This is a genomic window from Klebsiella sp. RHBSTW-00484 (assembly GCF_013705725.1).
Classification (GTDB): Bacteria; Pseudomonadota; Gammaproteobacteria; order Enterobacterales; family Enterobacteriaceae; genus Klebsiella.
Genome location: NZ_CP055481.1, coordinates 2,489,339 through 2,507,335 on the forward strand (window position 1 = coordinate 2,489,339; position 17,997 = coordinate 2,507,335).

Sequence of the window (17,997 nt, forward strand, 5' to 3'; positions counted from 1 at the left end):
AAGGGTTATCATGCCGCCTGGAGCGTTTATTGTCATCTTCAGGCGGCAAACTTCAGCCAATAAGGATAGATGTGTGAAATTGAGATGGTGTGTTTTTTTAGTGGTCTTGTTGGCCGGTTGTAGCTCGAAACATGATTATCGTAATCCGCCGTGGAACGCGGAAGTCCCGGTTAAGCGGGCGATGCAGTGGATGCCAATCAGTGAAAAAGCCGGTGCGGCGTGGGGCGTTGACCCGCAGCTGATTACCGCAATCATCGCCATTGAGTCCGGTGGCAACCCGACGGTGGTCAGCAAATCGGGCGCGGTTGGCCTGATGCAACTTAAACCTTCGACATCCGGTCGCGACGTCTACCGGCGCATGGGCTGGAGCGGCGATCCTTCGGTGAGCGAGCTGAAAAATCCTGAACGCAATATTTCCATGGGCGCCGCCTATCTGAGCATCCTTGAAAACGGTCCGCTGGCGGGGATTAAAGACCCGCAGGTGATGCGCTATGCGGTGGTGGTCTCTTATGCCAACGGCGCGGGCGCACTGCTGCGCACGTTCTCGTCTAATCGCCAGGATGCGATTGATGACATTAACGATATGGATGCCGATGATTTTTTTGAGCACGTAGCGAAGAAACATCCGGCCCCGCAGGCCCCGCGCTATATCTGGAAGCTACAGAAAGCGCTGGACGCGATGTAAGATATCCTTTCACCCCGCAGGCATCGCGTCCTGTGGGGTAAACGCTTCAGGCAACCCTAATCCTCTGTGCGAAGCGAAGTGATATCGCTTATCGGCCCAATCAACTCTTTATATTCCCGGTAGTGCTCAGGAAGGGAGTCCACGCCGTTTACCGCAACATAGAGCATAGCCGTGGCGTCATCCATTTCATCCCCATTGCCCGCGAGTTTTGCTCGTAAAGCATCAATGCAGGCATGGGCGGCATTATGAGAGATACCGTTGAAATCCAGACGGTTTTGCTCCCATATGGTGCTTATCCATAATGGCAACCACAGCGAACATCCTATAATCATCAACAGCCAACAGAACAGATTGTCAGCGATATTGTGATAGATAAGTATCTTACAGGCTAATATTGCTCCCAGAGCAATCGAAGGAATGCCGATCATCAGCACATTACACCAGCGGCGTGGCGAGCTTAAGGCCAAACCCGCGCTGTCTATTTGTTTTTGCCAGAGGTTAATTCTGGCAATATAGAGGTTGGTGGGCAGATCTTCGTGACACGGTTTTCGTACCTCAAAATGGTCAAATAGTATTCTTTCAATGGCGTTCATTTCGCAGGAGGCATAGCGGCCATTGGCTAAAACCAGCGCGGCCTCCGGGCTCCACAGATATTTTTTATTTAATAAGCTAAACATTGCCAGCTGAATCACCCTTGTCCCTTCACCATCAATCCAGGCCAATAACCACGGGTCGATATCTTCAACGCTTTTATGACCTTTAGCCGCAGGCCGCGTCAGGACGATAATTATCCCTATAAGAAAATAAATGACCGGAATGATGACGGCGAAACAGCCGAGAAACGCCAGAGGGTGCATATGCATAATAAAATTCCACACGATGCTTTCCTCTGACTTAGTCAAGTCGTTGAATCGAAAATGGATAATTTACCGGCCTGATGATTTCCTGGTATTCGCGATATCTCTCGGGGAGCAGGTTGGTTTTGCCGATGGCGACGCAATAGTCGGCTGTTTCATCCGTTATCTGTTCCTTATCGGCGATAAGGGTATCCTTTAACTTATCTACATAACTACGAAGAATATTAATTGAGATACCCTCCCGGTCCATACGGGTTGCATTTATGGTGATGAATAACAGCAACAACCACCACAGGCCGGAAACCACAAACATAACAAGCCAGCTGAATACGCTGGAATTAAGCAGAGCGTCATTATCGAACAACGTTTTCCAGCCTAATATGGCGATTAAAAAAATCGAAGGGACGGCAACCAATATCATGTTCCACGTTTGTTGCGTGGTGCCTAGCATCAGACCTGCGCAACGGGTATCTGCAGACCAGTGATTTTTCTCGGCGACGTAGAGGGTTATGGGTAAATCCTTGTCGCTGGGTTTTGGCGTAGAAAAATGATCAAAGAGTATTTTTTCTACGCAGGTCATTTTGCACTCAGCGAACTGCTGGTTTGCACATAGCTCGATACCCTGGGCGGAGTGAATGATAGTGACGTAGTTTTTTCTTAATAGTCGAAACATAGCCAACTGAATAATACTGGTGGCTTTATTATGCAGCCAGGCTAAAAAAGAAGGGGGTATGGAATAGGGGGGCGGTACCGGAGTGCCTTTCTCAGAAGGGCGAGTCAGCGAGATAATAATAATGACCAGAATATATATCACCGTGGTGGATAAAACATGATAGCCCATAAAGGATAATGGGTGTAAATCGGAGATAAAGCTGACGACTTCTTTCACTGTTTATTCCTTGTGCCAGTCATGACATGATTTTTTCGGGAGATCCTTCCCGGTATCCAGAATGGTATGGTGCTCAAGATACCCGTAAAAATATAACAGCGAAAATACTCTGAAGAAAGATGCGCGACGGGAGCCCGCCGCGCGAAGGTTTATTGTGCGGCTTTTTTATCCTCTGGCGTAGCCGGTTCATTCGCTGTGGACTGAGTCGTACTGTTTGCCGCCTGACCGACGTCGTCATTTGCCGCTGGGCGCGTAGTGGGAACGGAGTCACACGGCTTCTCTTTCGGGCACAGCAGATCCAGCATTTTCAGGGTTACGCCGTTGGTCCAGCCAAAGCCGTCCTGTAACGGATATTCGCCACCGCCGCCGCCGGTTCCCGTCGAGCTGACATCATACTTTTCAACCAGCTTCTGCTTGCTGTCGTAGGTGTGCTGAACATTGCTCAGGAAACGCCAGCTCACCTCCATCGCTATTTTCTCCTGACCATATTTTTGCAGGCCCTCGGCGGCGACCCACTGAAGCGGTGCCCAGCCGTTCGGCGCATCCCACTGCTGGCCGCTGTTCACCGTGGTGGTCGTTATGCCGCCAGGTTTGAGCAAACGGGCCTCGGTAGCAGCGGCGACTTTCGCCGCGCGTTCGCTGGAGGCGGCGTTGACGTACAGCGGGAACAGCGCCGCTGCGGTCAGCTGATTGCGTACCTTATGGCTTTTCAGATCGTAATCAGCGTACCAGCCCTCTTTATCATTCCACAGGTATTGTTCCAGCGCTTTCTGCCGGGCGTTGGCTAAGGCGTCAAACTGCGCGGCTTTTGCGTTGTCTCCCGCCGCTTTACTGGCACGGGCGATGGTTTTTTCCATATGGAACATCAATGAGTTCAAATCGACCGGAACGATGCTCGTGGTGCGGATGGTGCCAAGCTGCTGAGGATTATCCATCCAGCGGGAGCTGAAATCCCAGCCGGAAGCTGCGGCAGAACGCAGATCGCGATAGATCTCAGTCGCCGGACGGTTAGGGTTATTTTTGGCGGTAGTGACATCATCCAGCCAGGATTCCGGGCGCGGGGTGTCGTTATCATCCCAGTAGCGGTTTAGCAGCGCGCCATCAGCCATGCGCACCACGCGCTTGTGCGCGCCGCCTGGCTCAAGCGCCTGCGCGCCATCCATCCAGTACTGGTACTCTTTCTCTATTTGGGGCAGCCATTTTTTGAGCGCCTCATCACCATCATGAGTCGCCAGCAGTTCAACCATAAACGAGAAGAACGGCGGCTGCGAGCGGCTCAGATAGTAGGTTCGGTTGCCGTTGGGGATATGGCCCCAGGCGTCGATTTCAGCGGCGAAGTTGGTGACCATATCTTCGATTTTATCCCAGTGCCCGCTCTCCGCCAGGCCAAGCATGGTGAAATAGCTGTCCCAGTAGTAGACCTCGCGAAAGCGTCCGCCGGGAACGACATAAGGTTTTGGCAGCGGCAGCAGCGAATCCCATTTTTCCACTTCCACGGTACTGCGGGTGAGCACCGGCCACAGCCCGTCAATATGCTGGCGTAACGTCTGCCCCTTTGGCGGCACGTACTGGTCGCTCTCTCCTGGCAGGGTAAAGTTGAGCTCGACGAAGTGGCGCAAATCGAAGCTGGTCTGATTCTTCTGCATGCGGTAATCCGCAAGGATCATCAACGGGTCGCTGTTAGGGACGGCATCGGCGAAGGTTTTCTGGTCGGAGAAGAGTTTAGCGCTTTGCACATCGTTAAACAGCGGGCCAAGCAGAATGTCCGGTGATTGCGGGGTTGGGCGAGGCTCTTCAGCCTGTACCGTCAACGTCGCCAGGGCGAAGAGCGCGCCGCCGAGTGCCAGACGTAGAACATAAGGCAGGGTTGCGGGGCGATGGGAAACAGAACACTTCATTGATGGTTCTCCTTATCATGTAGACTTTGCGCCACTGCATTCGGTTATCAGAAAACCTTAGACGAATATCCGCCGCTGTGCGTGTCGGAGGTAACATTTTGCGCCAAAACAGACTATTTACCGCAGACCTGCCATCAATGATGGAAACATTATTTTGGTGAATATGGAAAATTGATAAAAAACGTAATTCACTAGTAAGAAAAATAAATAGACAAGCACTATGGCATTCTTATATGGGATTTTTATACCCTCAGCCCTTTTACTCAAAAATAAGCTGCCACGGAGTAAAACATGTGATCTGACAAACAAAAATCCGCGCATTAATACCGTTGACACCTGACAGGATCACATAAATAAAAAAACATAAATAATTTATAAAAAAACATAATGGCATCAGTACTCCGGATAAGTGAAAAATGCAGACATTACAGAAACCGGTTTCATCTTTTGCATAAAGGAGTGGTGTATGTCTGCTGGCGACAAAATTTCAGTCAGAGAAAAAGTAGGTTATAGCCTGGGGGATGCGGCAAGTCATATCGTGTTTGACTCATCCGTGGCCATCCTGGCCTACTTTTATACCGATATTTATGGTCTACCGCCCGCCGTGATGGGGACGATGTTTTTGCTGGTCCGTCTGCTGGATGCGATTACCGATCCGATTATGGGGGCCATTGCGGATGCCACCTCAACCCGCTGGGGGCGTTTCCGTCCGTGGCTGCTGGCTATTTGTGTCCCATTTGCGGTGAGCTGCGTACTGGTTTACTCCATTCCATCTTTCTCCGATTCAGGCAAAGTGGTTTATGCGGTAGCGGCATATATATTTATGACGTTGATGTATACGGCCATTAATATTCCTTACTGCTCGCTGGGCGCTGCGTTGACTTCCGATCCGCGTGAAAGCCTCTCCCTGCAATCCTGGCGTTTTGCCATCACCCCGATTGGTGGTGCGCTGGGTACAGCATTCATCCTGCCGCTGGCTGACTTTCTTTATCCGGGCGACCGTGCTACCGGGATTCAGGTCTCCATGGCGTTATTCGGCGTTATCGGTTGTCTGATGTTTATTGTCTGTTTCGCAACCACCAAAGAACGCGTTCAGCCGATTAAAGAAGAGAATCTGAATATTGCTCGTGATGTCAAAATTCTCTTCCGTAACGATCAGTGGCGTATTCTTTCGGTCTACAACTTTATGATGCTGGTTGCCGTGGTGATTCGCGGTGGTGCGGTAGTGTATTACGTCAATAGCGTGCTGAATAAAGGCGCTGATGTGATAACGATATTTATGCTCGGCGGGATGTTTGCCTCAATGCTGGGTTCGGTGCTGGCAAAACCATTCGGTACACGTTATTGCAAAATTAAATTCTCCTTCTGGATTAATCTGGTTACTGCGGCGCTGGGCGTAGTGTGCTTTATGGTGCCGGTACAATATTGGATTCTGGTGCTTGGTGTACATATTCTGATTTCCATTATTCAGGGCGGTAACGGTGCGTTGCAGTGGTCCATGATCACCGATGTCAATAACTATGGCGAATGGAAAACCCAGCGCCGTATTACCGGGATGAACGTCGCGGCCAATATTTTTGTTATCAAACTGGGCGTGGCCGTAGGTGGTGCAATCCTCGGCTGGGTGCTGGCTTACTACCATTATGCCGCTAATACCGCAGTGCAGTCGGCTTCAGCCGTGCAGGGCGTGATGCTGTTGTTTACCCTTGTTCCCTCCGTGTTTTATGTTCTTACCGCAGTATCCATTCGGTTCTATGGCTTAACCGAAAATAAAATGAATGGCATTGTTGATGATTTGAAAAACGGAACTTTCGCAGAATCTTGATAATACAAAAGCAGGTTTAGGGGTTATATAGATTATTTTCTACATAGCCCCAGCTATGCCCAGGATGAAAGAAATATACCCTGAATAATTCAAGTTGCTTAAAGGCGGCAAGGGAGCGAGTCCCCGGGAGCATAGATAACGATGTGACCGGGGTGAGCGAGCGCAGCCAACACATAAGCAGCTTGGAGTATGACGGATATAAACAATAACGAAATTAGGGATGGTAATAATGAAAGTGAAATATCTAGCTCTGGTTATTAGTGCCGTATTTTCCACTGGTGTGATGGCAGCAAAAACGAATAACTCTACGGATATTGAAAAACGGTTTGCGCAACTGGAACAGCGCTTAATTAACGCTGAACAACGCGCCGCCGATGCAGAAGCCCAGATCCAGACGCTAACGCAGCAGCAGGCCGTCGCGGCGAAAAATACGCCGACCGTGAAAGTAGAATCAGCGGAGCCTGTCGCGCCGGGTGCTGAGCCGACCAAACTGACGCTATCCGGCTATGGCGACATTAAGTTTTATGGCGATGTGGAATTCAACATGGACGGCGCCAGCAGCAGCGGTAGCCTGACCTCGGTAAGAACCTCCGCCAATAAAGACTGGGCTCCGGGGAATAACGAACGCTGGGATATTAACGGTCGCCTGTTGTTGGGTTTTGACGGAATGCGCAAAATGGATAATGGCAATTTTGCCGGTTTTTCCGTCCAGCCGCTGGCCGATCTGACCGGCAAAATGAATCTTGATGATGCGGTCTTCTTCTTTGGTCAGGAGAATGACTGGAAGGTGAAAGTCGGGCGCTTTGAAGCTTACGACATGTTCCCGCTGAATCAGGATACCTTTGTTGAATACTCTGGCAACACCGCCAACGATCTCTACAGCGACGGTTACGGCTATATCTACATGATGAAAGAAGGGCGCGGCCGTAGCAGCAGCGGCGGCAACTTCCTGATGAGCAAAACCGTCGATAACTGGTATTTCGAGCTCAATACCCTGTTGGAAAATGGCAGCACGCTGTTCCAGGATGAGCAGTATCACGGTACCGATCTGGAAAATGAGAAAAACGTTGCCTATCTGCGCCCGGTGATTGCGTGGAATAGCGGGCGCTTCTCCACGGCCATCGCAATGGAAAGCAACGTGGTTAACAATGCCTACGGGTATCACAATGCTAAAGGCCAATGGGTCGACCAGTCCAGCCGTACCGGTTATGGCTACACGATGACATGGAACGGACAAAAAACCGATCCGGAAGATGGCGTAGTGACTAACCTCAACGTGGCTTATATGGACGCTGAGGATGAAACTGACTTCACCGCTGGCGTGAACTCACTGTGGCATGGTTTTGAGCTTGGTTATATTTACGCGCACAACAAAATTGAAAACTTTAACACCGCCAATTTTGCCGCTAACTGCGATGATAACTGCTGGATCTCCGATCCGGGCGACTATGACATCCACACCATTCATGCTTCGTACCTGTTCCCGAACGTCATGGATATGAAGAACTTCAACGTTTATCTGGGTGCCTACGCGTCATGGATTGAGTCCAATCCGACCCACGGTAACGGTAATGAAGACTCCCGTTACGGCGGCCGTCTCCGCTTCAAATATTTCTTCTGATTAAAGCAGAGCCCGCATTTTTGCGGGCTCTGCTCATCATGCCATTTAGCCTCCCACGGAGGCGCGAGTTAACAGGACGACACCATGTTTGACAGTAAAGCGGGAACCCCGCTGGAAGGGTTTGCTGAATTTGCTACCGCCGCCGCCGCCGAAGGCGCGGTGTTGCTGAGAAACGATCGCGGCATGTTGCCGCTTAGCGTTCAGCAGCCCGTGTCAGTGTTTGGCCGCACGCAGATTAACTACTATCGCAGCGGCACCGGTTCGGGCGGGGCGGTCAACGTGGTGAGTCATACCACCTTATTACAGGCTTTACGGGCGCGAAGCAGTGGAACGCTCAATGAGTCACTGGCTGCGCTTTATGAGCAGTGGGTCAATGATCACCCGTTTGATAACGGTGGCGGTGCATGGGCGGCTGAGCCCTGGTTTCAGCAGGAAATGCCGCTGAGCGATGAGCAGATTCGCCAGGCGCGAGCCGTTTCAGCGCAGGCGGTGATTGTGCTGGGACGTACCGCAGGTGAAGATCAGGACAATGCTGATGTCGAAGGGGGCTATCGGCTAACCGCTGATGAGATGCACTTGCTGCACCAGGTGTGCCGTGAGTTTGATGAAGTCGTCGTGGTGCTGAATACCGCCGGACTGATTGATTTGTCGTGGGCTGACGATCCCCTGTTGCGTAAGCGCATACGCGCGTTACTGTACGTCTGGCACGGCGGCTCCGATGGCGCGCAGGCGGCAGCCTCGCTACTGTATGGCGATGTGACGCCTTCCGGCAAGCTGGTCGGCAGCATCGTTATGTCGCTGGATGACCATCCGGCATCACCCTGCTGGGGAGCACAAGCGCAAAATCTCTATCAGGAAGATATTTACGTCGGCTATCGTTATTTCGAAACTTTTTGCCCGCAACGCCTGCAGTTTCCTTTTGGTTTCGGCCTCTCTTATACCCGTTTTACCCTGCAATCAGCGCGGGCAGAAGCTTTCGGCGACCATATTCAGGCGTCGGTGACGGTCACCAATAGCGGCGATGCTTTCTCGGGGAAAGAGGTGGTACAGATTTATCTTCAGGCACCGCAGGGCGCACTGGGGAAACCTGCGCGCGTGCTGGTGGCCTTCGCCAAAACGCGTCTGTTACAGCCGGGAGAAAGCGAAACCTTAACCCTGCGTATCCCACTGGAGCGCTTTGCCTCGTTGGACGACAGCGGAGCCACCGGACATCCCCATAGTTATGTGATGGAGCCGGGGCTTTACCGCCTGCTGATGGGCAATAGCGTTCGCGATTTGCAATTGCTGACGGTTGATGGAGAAGCCGGGTACACGCAGAAGACGCTGCGGGTCCTCTCTCGCCATCAGCAGGTACTGGCGCCGACGGTGCCGTTTGTACGCATTAAGCCGGTTGCCGATGGCGATGATGGCAGCTATCAGATTGATTGGGAGGATGTTCCGCGTCGGGAGATTAATCTGCGTGCGCGCATCGAAGAGCGTCTTCCACAGACCATCACGCTCACCGGTAATCAGGGACTGACTCTTAGCGACGTCGCCGAAGGACGCGCCACGATGAACGCGTTTATTGCCCAGCTGTCGGTTGAAGAGCTGGCCTGCCTGGTGCGTGGGGAAGGGATGTGCAGCCATAAAGTGACTCCCGGCGTCGCATCGGCCTTTGGCGGGGTAGCCGACAGCCTGTTGGAAAAAGGCATCCCGCTGGCATCGACCGCCGACGGCCCTTCAGGTATTCGCATGGATAACGGTGCGAAGGCGACCCTGCTCCCCAGCGGCACGCTGCTGGCTTCCAGTTGGGACCCGATTCTCGTCGAGCGGCTTTACGTCATGGAGGGCAAAGAGCTGTTGCGCAACGGCATCGACCTGCTGCTGGGGCCGGGGATGAATATCCAGCGCCACCCGCTTAATGGCCGCAACTTTGAATATTTCTCCGAAGATCCCTTGCTGACCGGGATGATGGCGGCGGCGGTGGTTCGCGGCATTCGCAGCGGCGGCGGAATTGCGACGCTTAAGCACTTTGCCTGCAATAACCAGGAGTTTGCCAGGGCCAAAGCGGACTCGGTGGTGTCGGAGCGCGCGCTGCGTGAAATCTACCTCAAAGGGTTTGAATACGCGGTGAAATTCGGCGGCGCCAGCGCAGTGATGACCGCCTATAACCCGGTCAATGGCTATCACGCTGCCTCTAATTACGATCTGACCACCACCGTGTTGCGCGAGGAGTGGGGCTTTCGCGGGATCGTGATGACCGACTGGTGGGCAACGATGAACGACCCGGTCAGCGGCGGCGCGGCGAGCACCCATAACACTGCGGCGATGATCCGCGCACAGAACGATCTTTATATGGTGGTGAATAATAACGGCGCGGAGGTTAATGCGGGCGGGGATAATACTCTGGCGGCGCTGGCAAAAGGCCAATTAACCCTGGGCGAGCTTCAGCGCTGTGCGATCAATATTCTCGACTTTATAATGCAGACCCAGGTCTTCAAACGCGGGGATAAACCGCGGGCGGAACTTATTCGCCTGGCGGCTGAGCCTGAACGTGCAGGAACCTGTCAGGGAGCGATTAAAATCGCTGAGCAGTCGCGGCTGCGCTATGACGAAGATCTGGTGTTGAGCGTTGAACAGACGGCGATTTATGACGTACTGGTGAGCGTGTACGCTAACGGCGCGGCGCTGGCGCAAACCGCCTGCAATCTGCTGCTTAATGACCAGTTTGTGGCGACGATCCAGACCAACGGCACCCTCGGGCGAGAAATCGTGCAGAAGCTGTGTCGGATTGAGTTGCAGCCAGGGAAATATCGCGTCGGCTTTGATTTTATCAAACCGGGTCTGGTGGTGGACTGGCTGGAGCTGAGACACGTAAATGATTAACCATGATTGATGATTCTGCCGGGCGGCGGCTGGCACCTTGCCCGGCCTACATTATTATGTGATATCGGTAAAACGTTTATGGTGTAATTGCCGTACTACCCGTATCAGGAGCCGCCAGTGAACCGACGTCATTTTTTATTCTTTAGCGCCGCCGCGCTGCTTGCGGCGAGCCGCGCGCGGGCTATGGAAGCGCAGACAACGCTGCGCCTGTGGCCGGGCGAACCTCCCGGCGGTGGCGGTCCTGACGGACCCAGCCGCTTATCCGAACGTGGCGCGCTAAGCCATATCGCTCAGCCTGAATTGACGGTATGGCGTCCTGCCGTGCCGCTCGGTCACGGCGTGTTAATTGCCGCAGGCGGTGGATATCGGCGCATTGAAATGGCGAAAGAGGCCTGGCCCGCTGCGCGCTGGCTAACCGCGCGCGGCTATACGGCCTATGTGCTGACCTACCGCCTTCCCGGTGAAGGATGGAAAGCGGGCGGCCTCGCACCATTGCAGGATGCCCAGCGAGCGCTGCGCCTGATTCGCCAGCGCGAGGGAAAAGTCAGTTTGTTGGGCTTTTCCGCTGGCGGGCATCTGCTGGGCATGGCGGCCTGTCGGCCCGATTTTGCCGCTTACTCGCCAGTCGACGCCGTGGATGACATATCACCCTGGGTCGACGGCGCGGCGCTGATTTACCCGATTATTTCCCTCGAACCGCCGTATACCCATACCGCTACGCATCGAATTCTCGCCGGACCTCATGCCAGCGAAGAGGTCGATCGCGCATGGTCGGTACAAACTTACGTTAACGCGCAGACGCCGCCCTGTTTTCTCGCTCAGGCGGAGGACGATAAGGTCTCTGACCCACATAATACGCTGATCATGGCCGCCGCCTGTCGTGAACATCAGGTTGCCGTCAGCATGTACCGCTACGCCCGCGGTGGTCACGGTTTTGCCATGGGGCGCCCCGGCACGCCTACCGTCGAGTGGCCCGCACATTACGCGCAGTGGTTAGCAAAGCGGTAGCATCGCGCGAATCAACTTGCGCCATATTGGTGCGTTTTTGGCGATAAATAAGCAAAGTGTCTGGTTGTTTTTTATGCAATGAAACGGTGCAGCTTGACGGCGCATGGTGAAGCCATCGCGCTGTGTGACCTGGCATAATTAATGCTTATCTCTTCCCGGGAATACCCCAAAGTGAGTACAACCGGAGGAGACGGCCATGATAAAAATAACGCTTCCTGACGGGCATTATTATGATGAGATGCTTACCGCGCAGGGAGAGCAGCGTCAGCACTATAACGCCTGGTGGCAATGGTTTCGCAGCACCGATCAATTCTCTATCCGGCAGAAAAAAGAGCAGGCGGAACTGCTCTTTCACCGTATCGGCATCACTTTTAATGTCTACGGCGAAGATGAAGGGACCGAGCGCCTGATCCCCTTTGATAGCGTGCCGCGCATCATTCCTGCTGGAGAGTGGCAGCGACTTGATCGTGGCATTCGCCAGCGGGTAAAAGCGCTCAACGCTTTCCTTTACGATATCTACCACGAGCAAAATATCCTCCGCGCGGGGCTGATTCCGGCACAGCAGGTGCTGGCGAACGAACAGTATCAGCCCTGCATGCAGGGGATCAATTTACCCAACAATACCTACGCCCATATCACCGGGGTGGATATGGTGCGTAATAACGACGGCCAGTATTACGTGCTGGAGGACAATCTGCGCACGCCTTCCGGCGTCTCGTATATGCTCGAAAACCGCAAAATGATGATGCGATTGTATCCCGAAATGTTCGAACAGCACCATATTGCGCCGGTCGAACGCTATCCCAGCTACCTGCTGCAAACGCTGCGCGAAAGCTCGCCGGTGGACGACCCGTGCGTGGTGGTGATGACGCCGGGGCGGTTTAATAGCGCCTATTTTGAGCACAGCTTTCTGGCCCAGCAGATGGGGGTTGAGCTGGTAGAGAGCGCCGATCTGTTTATTAAAACCGGGGCGGTGTATATGCGCACCACCGAAGGGCCGCGACGCGTCGATGTGATTTACCGCCGTATTGATGATGACTATCTTGACCCGCTGGCCTTCCGCGCCGACTCCATGCTAGGCGTGCCTGGGCTTCTGTCGGTGTATCGCGCCGGAGGCGTGGTGCTGGCGAATGCTATCGGTACCGGCGTCGCCGACGATAAATCGATCTATCCCTACGTGCCGGAGATGATTCGCTTCTATCTGGGCGAGCAACCGATCCTGAGCAACATTCCTACCTGGCAATGCCGTAAAGCAGAAGACCTCAGCTACGTGCTGAGCAACCTTGAGCTGATGGTGGTTAAAGAGGTTCACGGCGCAGGCGGCTACGGCATGCTGGTTGGCCCGCGCTCAACCAAAGAGGAGCGTGAAGCGTTTCGCCAGCGTCTGCTGGCGAACCCGGCGAATTATATCGCTCAGGACACCCTGGCGCTGTCGACTTGCCCGACCTTTATCGACGAGGGGCTGGCACCGCGCCATATCGATTTGCGGCCCTATGTGCTTTCGGGGCAAGAGATCCGCCTGGTGCCCGGCGGGCTCACGCGGGTGGCGCTAACCGAAGGCTCGTTGGTGGTGAACTCGTCCCAGGGCGGTGGCACCAAGGATACCTGGGTGATGGAGGATGATGAATCATGTTAAGCCGCACAGCGAGTGAACTCTTCTGGATGGCGCGCTACCTCGAGCGCGCAGAAAGCTATGCCCGGGTGCTGGATGTCACCTGGAAGCTGTCGATGATCCCGCGCCACAGCCAGCAGTCGCGGGATTTAGCCTTACCGCTAAATTTGTCACTGACCCATGAGCTGTTTCAGGCGCGCCACGCGCGTTTCACCATGAGCAACCTGCTCAATTTTTTCGCTCTCGATGGCAACAACCCGTACAGCATTTTTAGCTGTGTCGAGATGGCGTGGAACAACGCCCACGCGGTGCGCGGTAGCCTGTCGGCGGAAGTGTGGGAGAGCATCAACGCCACGCGAATCGAGCTGCGCAAACTGCGCCAGCGGGGAATCAGCGAGCTGGGCAACGACGCTTTTTTCGAATGGGTGAAAGAGCGGGTGCATCTGTTTCGCGGCGCGATACTTGGCACGCTGCTGCGCAACGATGCGCTCAGCTTCATCGGTATCGGTACGCTGATCGAGCGGGCGTCCTCCACCGCGCAACTGTTGTTGATTAAGGATCAGCAGTTAACCAACGATCCGGACCCGGTCCGCGAGTATTACCGCCTGGATACGCTGCTCAACGCGGTCAGCGCTCGCGAGGCGTATAACAGCATTTATCGCCAGCCGGTGAGTCGCGAAACGGTGATGGAGCTGCTGATCCTGCGCAACGATGTACCCCGTTCGCTGCGCGCCAGTATTTCCGATCTGGTCGGGCAACTGGAACAGATCGCCAACGATCGGTCACACCTACCGCTGCGCCTGGCGCATCAGCTCAACGTCGATTTACGCTTTAGTACTCGCGACGATCTGATTCAGGCGGATTTACAGGTCACTCTTAATGAACTGCTGGCGCGAATTAACGCGCTTTCAGACAGCATCAGACAAACTTATCTGGAGGCGTTATGAAACTGGTTATCGATCACCTGACCCGCTACGGCTACGATGAAGAAGTGAAGTTTTCTACCCAGTACTTACGCCTGACCCCGCGCAGCACCGGGCGGCAGAAAATTGCTTCCTGGACGCTGACTCTGCCGGAGGGGGCGGCGGTCACCACCACCGATGCGTGGGGCAACGTCCTGCACGTCTTGACGCTGGATAATCCGCATAGCGAGATGACTATCCGCGCCAGCGGGGTCGTTGACATCGCTGAAGACGGTGAGGATATCGGCGTCGATGAACAAGAGTTGCTGTCACCGCTGGTCTTTTTACGCAGTACGCCGCTGACCCGCGCCGATGGTCCGATTCGCGAATTTGCTCAGCGCTGGTATCAGGCTGGCGCCCAGGAAGAGAGCCTGAACCGGTTAATGGCGGAACTGCTGATTAGAATGCCATACTCGCCGGGAGCGACGCAGGTGCAGGATTCCGCCGCCGATGCGTTTGCGCGGGCGAAAGGCGTTTGCCAGGATCATACTCACGTGTTCCTCGCCTGCTGCCGGGCGCTGGAGATCCCGGCGCGCTACGTCAGTGGCTATGTTTACAGCGATAACGCCCAGCATGTCGCCATGCACGCGTGGGCTGAAGTATGGCTAAACGGGCGCTGGCTGTCGTTTGATATCACCAATAATACCCGCAGGCTGAACCAGCATCTGCGGCTGGCGACCGGGCTGGACTACCTTGATGCCTGCCCGGTACGCGGCACCCGCCTCGGCGGCGGTGGCGAAATTATGTTAACCAACGCTGAAGTGCGCGAACATTCGCAACAGGCGCAGCAGCAATAACGGCAGGAACGAAAAACGATGACCTACTGTGTGGCCATGTGCTTGTCGGATGGACTGGTATTTGCCTCAGACTCCCGCACCAATGCGGGAGTAGACCATATTGCAACCTTTAAAAAACTGCACGTTTTCCATCAGGACGGCGAACGGGTCATGGTGCTGCAATCCGCAGGTAACCTGGCCACAACCCAGAGCGTGATCAGCCTGCTCAGCGGGCGCATTCGCACCCAGCAGGAGCCGAACCTGATGCAGGTGACTTCGCTTTACGATGCAGCGATGTTGATCGGCAAAACCTTGCAGGAGGTGATTCAGCGCGACAGCAGCAATCAACAAAACTGTGGTAACACCAACTTCAACTGCAATCTACTGCTTGGCGGGCAGATTGCCGGGGAAACGCACCGCCTGTTTCACATCTATCCGGAAGGTAACTTTATCGAAGCCACCCGCGATACGCCTTATTTCCAGATTGGCGAGAGTAAATACGGCAAGCCGATTATTGACCGTGTGCTGACGGTGGAGACGCCGCTGGAGCAGGCGATGTGTTGTGCGCTGATTTCCATTGATTCAACGCTGCGCAGCAATCTGTCGGTGGGCCTGCCGCTGGATACGCTGCTTTATCGCAGCGATAGCCTGAGCAGCGCCGGGCAACATCGCATTACCGAAAGCGATCCTTACTTCAACAGCATTCGTAAAGCGTGGTCCGAAGGGTTGCAAAGCACTTTTTTGACGCTGCCGCCGTTCACGCCAGGCGGCCAAGGTCAGGTGGGAAAGTAGCGTCCCGGCGTCATGCCGGTCATGGTGCGAAAAATATGGTTTGTATTGCCAATGCTGCTGGTTGTCGGGTGAGGGCAATCGTTGGGGGCAACGCTGATGGTTTGTGACGGGCTGAGTATCGTTGCGGGATGGCGTTATAAGGCGTTTTTCATGTCAACCCTAAGACCGTTTTTTGGCAAAGCTAAGTGATTTAAATTCTTTGTTATTTAACGTGTTATCTCACATCTTCGGGAGACAAACGATAACGCGGAAAAGGTTGTGGCAGGAATGGCGAAGAAAAGTTCGGTCTATTTGAATGTGCAGCAGCGCGAGCTGATTCAGCAGTTCTCCCGAAGCTGGCTGTGGCGAAGCGAACTGCCGACCTGGTTACTGATTTTTGCAGTCTACGGCGGTTGGTTTGCCTCTTTGGCTTACTGGCAGACGCTGGGCCTTTTCCCCGCCTCGTTGCTGCTTATCTGGTTTACCGCCTGGTACATGTCCTTGCAACATGAGCTTATCCACGGTCATCCTACCTCGCACCCGTGGTTTAATCAGCTACTGGGGACGCTGCCGCTGGCGGTCTGGTATCCCTATGGCCTGTATCGTGACTCGCATCTGGCGCATCATCGTAACCATCTGCTGACTCAGCCCGTTGATGACCCGGAATCCTACTATTTTACCCCGCAGAGCTGGCAACGTTTTGCCCCCTGGCAGCGCAAGCTTATTCATCTGCGTAATACGTTTATTGGTAGGTTGCTGGTGGCGCCGCTGCTGGATATTGCCCAAACCCTCGCGAGCGCGCTGGCGGCGTTTCGTCGCCGACAGCTTAAAACAATGGCGATGTGGCTGGTTCACGGCCTGCTGCTGGTGGCACTATTTTCGTGGATGGCGCAGCAGGGTTTTTCGCCGCTCTATTTTGTGCTGGCTGTCAGCTATCCGGCGCTGGCGTTGACCAAAGTTCGCTCCTTCCTTGAACATCGTGCAGCGGACGAGCCGTTGGCCCGTTCGGTGATTAATGAAGCCGGGCTGGTCTGGAGAGTGCTGTTTTTGAATCTCAATTACCATTCAGTGCATCACGATTTACCGGGCGTGCCGTGGTACGGGCTGCGAAAAATCTATCTGCATTATCAGGTGGATTACCAGCAGCGTAACGGTGGGTTTGTGGTACGTGGATACGGTGAATGGCTGCGGCATTTTTTGGCGAAATCGGTGGAGGTGAATGCCCATCCCGGTTTTAACCAGCAGGGTAAGGTGGATGAACATCATGAGTGAACGGCTGGCGTTTCCGATGTATGCGGTAAATGAGCTGGATACTCTGGCGCTATGGTGGGCGGTCCGGGAACTGCTGACGGCGCGCGGCGTGGCGGCTGAAGATATACTGTCATATTCGGTTCCCGAAGATCTGCTGGAACATTGGCGAAACCCAGAGCTGTTGCTGAGCCAGACCTGCGGCTATCCGTTGGTGACGCGGCTAGCGGATGTGCAAACGGTGGGCTGTTTTCACTATTCGGCGCCGGGCTGTGAAGGGCGAAACTACCGCAGTCTGCTGGTGGTACGTGAAGCGCAGAGCCGGCAGACGCTGGCTGATTTTCGCGGGCGTCGGGTGGCGTGTAATTCGCCGGATTCGCAGTCCGGTTATAACGTGCTGTTAAAAATGGTCGCGCCGCTATCGCGCGATGGGCGTTTCTTTTCAACGGTGGTGTTCAGCGGCAGCCACCGGCAATCGCTGCGCGAGCTTCAACAGAGAACGGCGGATATCGCCGCCATTGATTGCGTGACCTGGGCGCTGTTACAGCGTCATCATCCCGATGCGCTGGCGGGGCTGACGGTTATTGCGAATAGCCCGCTGGCGCCGGGATTGCCGCTGATTACTTCGGCAAAGACCCCTGCGGCGATGTTGGGTGTGCTAAGAGAGGCGCTGCAGCAGTTGGTTAGCGATGAACACTATAGGCCCCTCTGCGAAGCACTGTTTATCAGCGGCTATAGCGATATACGGCGTGAGAGCTACCTGCCGCTGCTGGCGTGGCGCGAAGACGCTGCGGCAAGGGGCGTCGCACGGTTGTAAGCGCTTTCCCGGAGGCGGCGCTTGACGCGCCTGTCCGGGCTACCAGCCCGAAGACGGCGGGGAACCTGTAGCCCGATCAGCGCAGCGCCACCGGGAAGAAACCGCACCGAGGTTTCAGACACAGTACTTTCCCGGGAGGCGATGCTTGCGCATCTGTCCGGGC

14 protein-coding genes are annotated in these 17,997 nt (G+C 54.5%); 11 read left to right on the top strand and 3 right to left on the bottom strand.

The genetic code is table 11. From position 1 onward, the window contains the following. Positions 1-73: 73 nt before the first annotated feature. Positions 74-685 carry a membrane-bound lytic murein transglycosylase EmtA gene (emtA, locus tag HV213_RS11865; protein ID WP_181485829.1) on the top strand — a complete coding sequence of 204 codons (612 nt, stop codon included), beginning with the start codon at positions 74-76 and terminating at the stop codon, positions 683-685. A gap of 56 nt (positions 686-741) precedes the next feature. Here the strand turns inward: emtA and HV213_RS11870 are convergent, their stop codons facing one another. From HV213_RS11870 to HV213_RS11880, 3 genes are all read right to left on the bottom strand, one after another. After that, positions 742-1,563: a DUF2207 domain-containing protein gene (locus HV213_RS11870; protein WP_181485830.1), complete on the bottom strand. Its 822-nt coding sequence runs from the start codon at positions 1,561-1,563 to the stop codon at positions 742-744. Positions 1,564-1,579: 16 nt separating this feature from the next. Beyond that, positions 1,580-2,431: a hypothetical protein gene (locus tag HV213_RS11875; protein ID WP_181485831.1), complete on the bottom strand. Its 852-nt coding sequence runs from the start codon at positions 2,429-2,431 to the stop codon at positions 1,580-1,582. Between the two features lie 149 nt (positions 2,432-2,580). Then, complete coding sequence (locus tag HV213_RS11880; protein WP_181485832.1) at positions 2,581-4,329, bottom strand: alpha,alpha-trehalase; 1,749 nt, start codon at positions 4,327-4,329, stop codon at positions 2,581-2,583. Between the two features lie 466 nt (positions 4,330-4,795). Between HV213_RS11880 and HV213_RS11885 the strand changes: the two genes are divergently transcribed. The 10 genes from HV213_RS11885 to HV213_RS11930 all read left to right on the top strand — a co-directional run bounded on the left by HV213_RS11885 (position 4,796) and on the right by HV213_RS11930 (position 17,834). Then, positions 4,796-6,154: a glycoside-pentoside-hexuronide (GPH):cation symporter gene (locus HV213_RS11885; RefSeq protein WP_181485833.1), complete on the top strand. Its 1,359-nt coding sequence runs from the start codon at positions 4,796-4,798 to the stop codon at positions 6,152-6,154. Between the two features lie 229 nt (positions 6,155-6,383). Next, positions 6,384-7,775 carry a carbohydrate porin gene (locus tag HV213_RS11890; protein WP_181485834.1) on the top strand — a complete coding sequence of 464 codons (1,392 nt, stop codon included), beginning with the start codon at positions 6,384-6,386 and terminating at the stop codon, positions 7,773-7,775. Positions 7,776-7,859: 84 nt separating this feature from the next. After that, the gene (locus tag HV213_RS11895) at positions 7,860-10,640 is read left to right on the top strand and encodes a glycoside hydrolase family 3 protein (RefSeq protein ID WP_181485835.1); all 2,781 of its coding nucleotides are present in this window, start codon (positions 7,860-7,862) and stop codon (positions 10,638-10,640) included. Between the two features lie 117 nt (positions 10,641-10,757). Continuing rightward, a complete protein-coding gene (locus HV213_RS11900) occupies positions 10,758-11,648 on the top strand; it encodes an alpha/beta hydrolase (RefSeq protein WP_181485836.1) in 891 nt (296 codons plus the stop codon). A 196-nt stretch (positions 11,649-11,844) separates the two neighbouring features. Beyond that, entirely contained in the window at positions 11,845-13,284 is a 1,440-nt protein-coding gene (locus tag HV213_RS11905; protein ID WP_181485837.1) for a circularly permuted type 2 ATP-grasp protein, read from the top strand. Then, positions 13,278-14,207: an alpha-E domain-containing protein gene (locus tag HV213_RS11910; protein ID WP_181485838.1), complete on the top strand. Its 930-nt coding sequence runs from the start codon at positions 13,278-13,280 to the stop codon at positions 14,205-14,207. Before HV213_RS11905 ends, HV213_RS11910 begins: the two co-directional genes overlap by 7 nt. Continuing rightward, entirely contained in the window at positions 14,204-15,019 is an 816-nt protein-coding gene (locus tag HV213_RS11915; protein ID WP_181485839.1) for a transglutaminase family protein, read from the top strand. Before HV213_RS11910 ends, HV213_RS11915 begins: the two co-directional genes overlap by 4 nt. An 18-nt stretch (positions 15,020-15,037) precedes the next feature. Further along, complete coding sequence (locus HV213_RS11920) at positions 15,038-15,790, top strand: proteasome-type protease (RefSeq protein WP_181485840.1); 753 nt, start codon at positions 15,038-15,040, stop codon at positions 15,788-15,790. Positions 15,791-16,057: 267 nt separating this feature from the next. Continuing rightward, the gene (locus tag HV213_RS11925; RefSeq protein WP_181485841.1) at positions 16,058-17,041 is read left to right on the top strand and encodes a fatty acid desaturase; all 984 of its coding nucleotides are present in this window, start codon (positions 16,058-16,060) and stop codon (positions 17,039-17,041) included. Further along, positions 17,034-17,834, top strand: a complete 801-nt coding sequence (locus HV213_RS11930; protein ID WP_181485842.1) for a phosphate/phosphite/phosphonate ABC transporter substrate-binding protein — start codon at positions 17,034-17,036, stop codon at positions 17,832-17,834. The genes HV213_RS11925 and HV213_RS11930 overlap by 8 nt, the downstream gene beginning before the upstream one ends. The last annotated feature ends 163 nt before the right edge of the window (positions 17,835-17,997 follow it).

Bases quoted from the DNA above. Each gene is read 5' to 3' on its own strand.
- HV213_RS11890 (WP_181485834.1), top strand. From the start codon at position 6,384: ATGAAAGTGAAATATCTAGCTCTGGTTATTAGTGCCGTATTTTCCACT.
- HV213_RS11895 (WP_181485835.1), top strand. From the start codon at position 7,860: ATGTTTGACAGTAAAGCGGGAACCCCGCTGGAAGGGTTTGCTGAATTT.
- HV213_RS11880 (WP_181485832.1), bottom strand. From the start codon at position 4,329: ATGAAGTGTTCTGTTTCCCATCGCCCCGCAACCCTGCCTTATGTTCTA.
- HV213_RS11885 (WP_181485833.1), top strand. From the start codon at position 4,796: ATGTCTGCTGGCGACAAAATTTCAGTCAGAGAAAAAGTAGGTTATAGC.
- HV213_RS11910 (WP_181485838.1), top strand. From the start codon at position 13,278: ATGTTAAGCCGCACAGCGAGTGAACTCTTCTGGATGGCGCGCTACCTC.
- HV213_RS11905 (WP_181485837.1), top strand. From the start codon at position 11,845: ATGATAAAAATAACGCTTCCTGACGGGCATTATTATGATGAGATGCTT.
- HV213_RS11925 (WP_181485841.1), top strand. From the start codon at position 16,058: ATGGCGAAGAAAAGTTCGGTCTATTTGAATGTGCAGCAGCGCGAGCTG.
- HV213_RS11930 (WP_181485842.1), top strand. From the start codon at position 17,034: ATGAGTGAACGGCTGGCGTTTCCGATGTATGCGGTAAATGAGCTGGAT.
- HV213_RS11920 (WP_181485840.1), top strand. From the start codon at position 15,038: ATGACCTACTGTGTGGCCATGTGCTTGTCGGATGGACTGGTATTTGCC.
- HV213_RS11915 (WP_181485839.1), top strand. From the start codon at position 14,204: ATGAAACTGGTTATCGATCACCTGACCCGCTACGGCTACGATGAAGAA.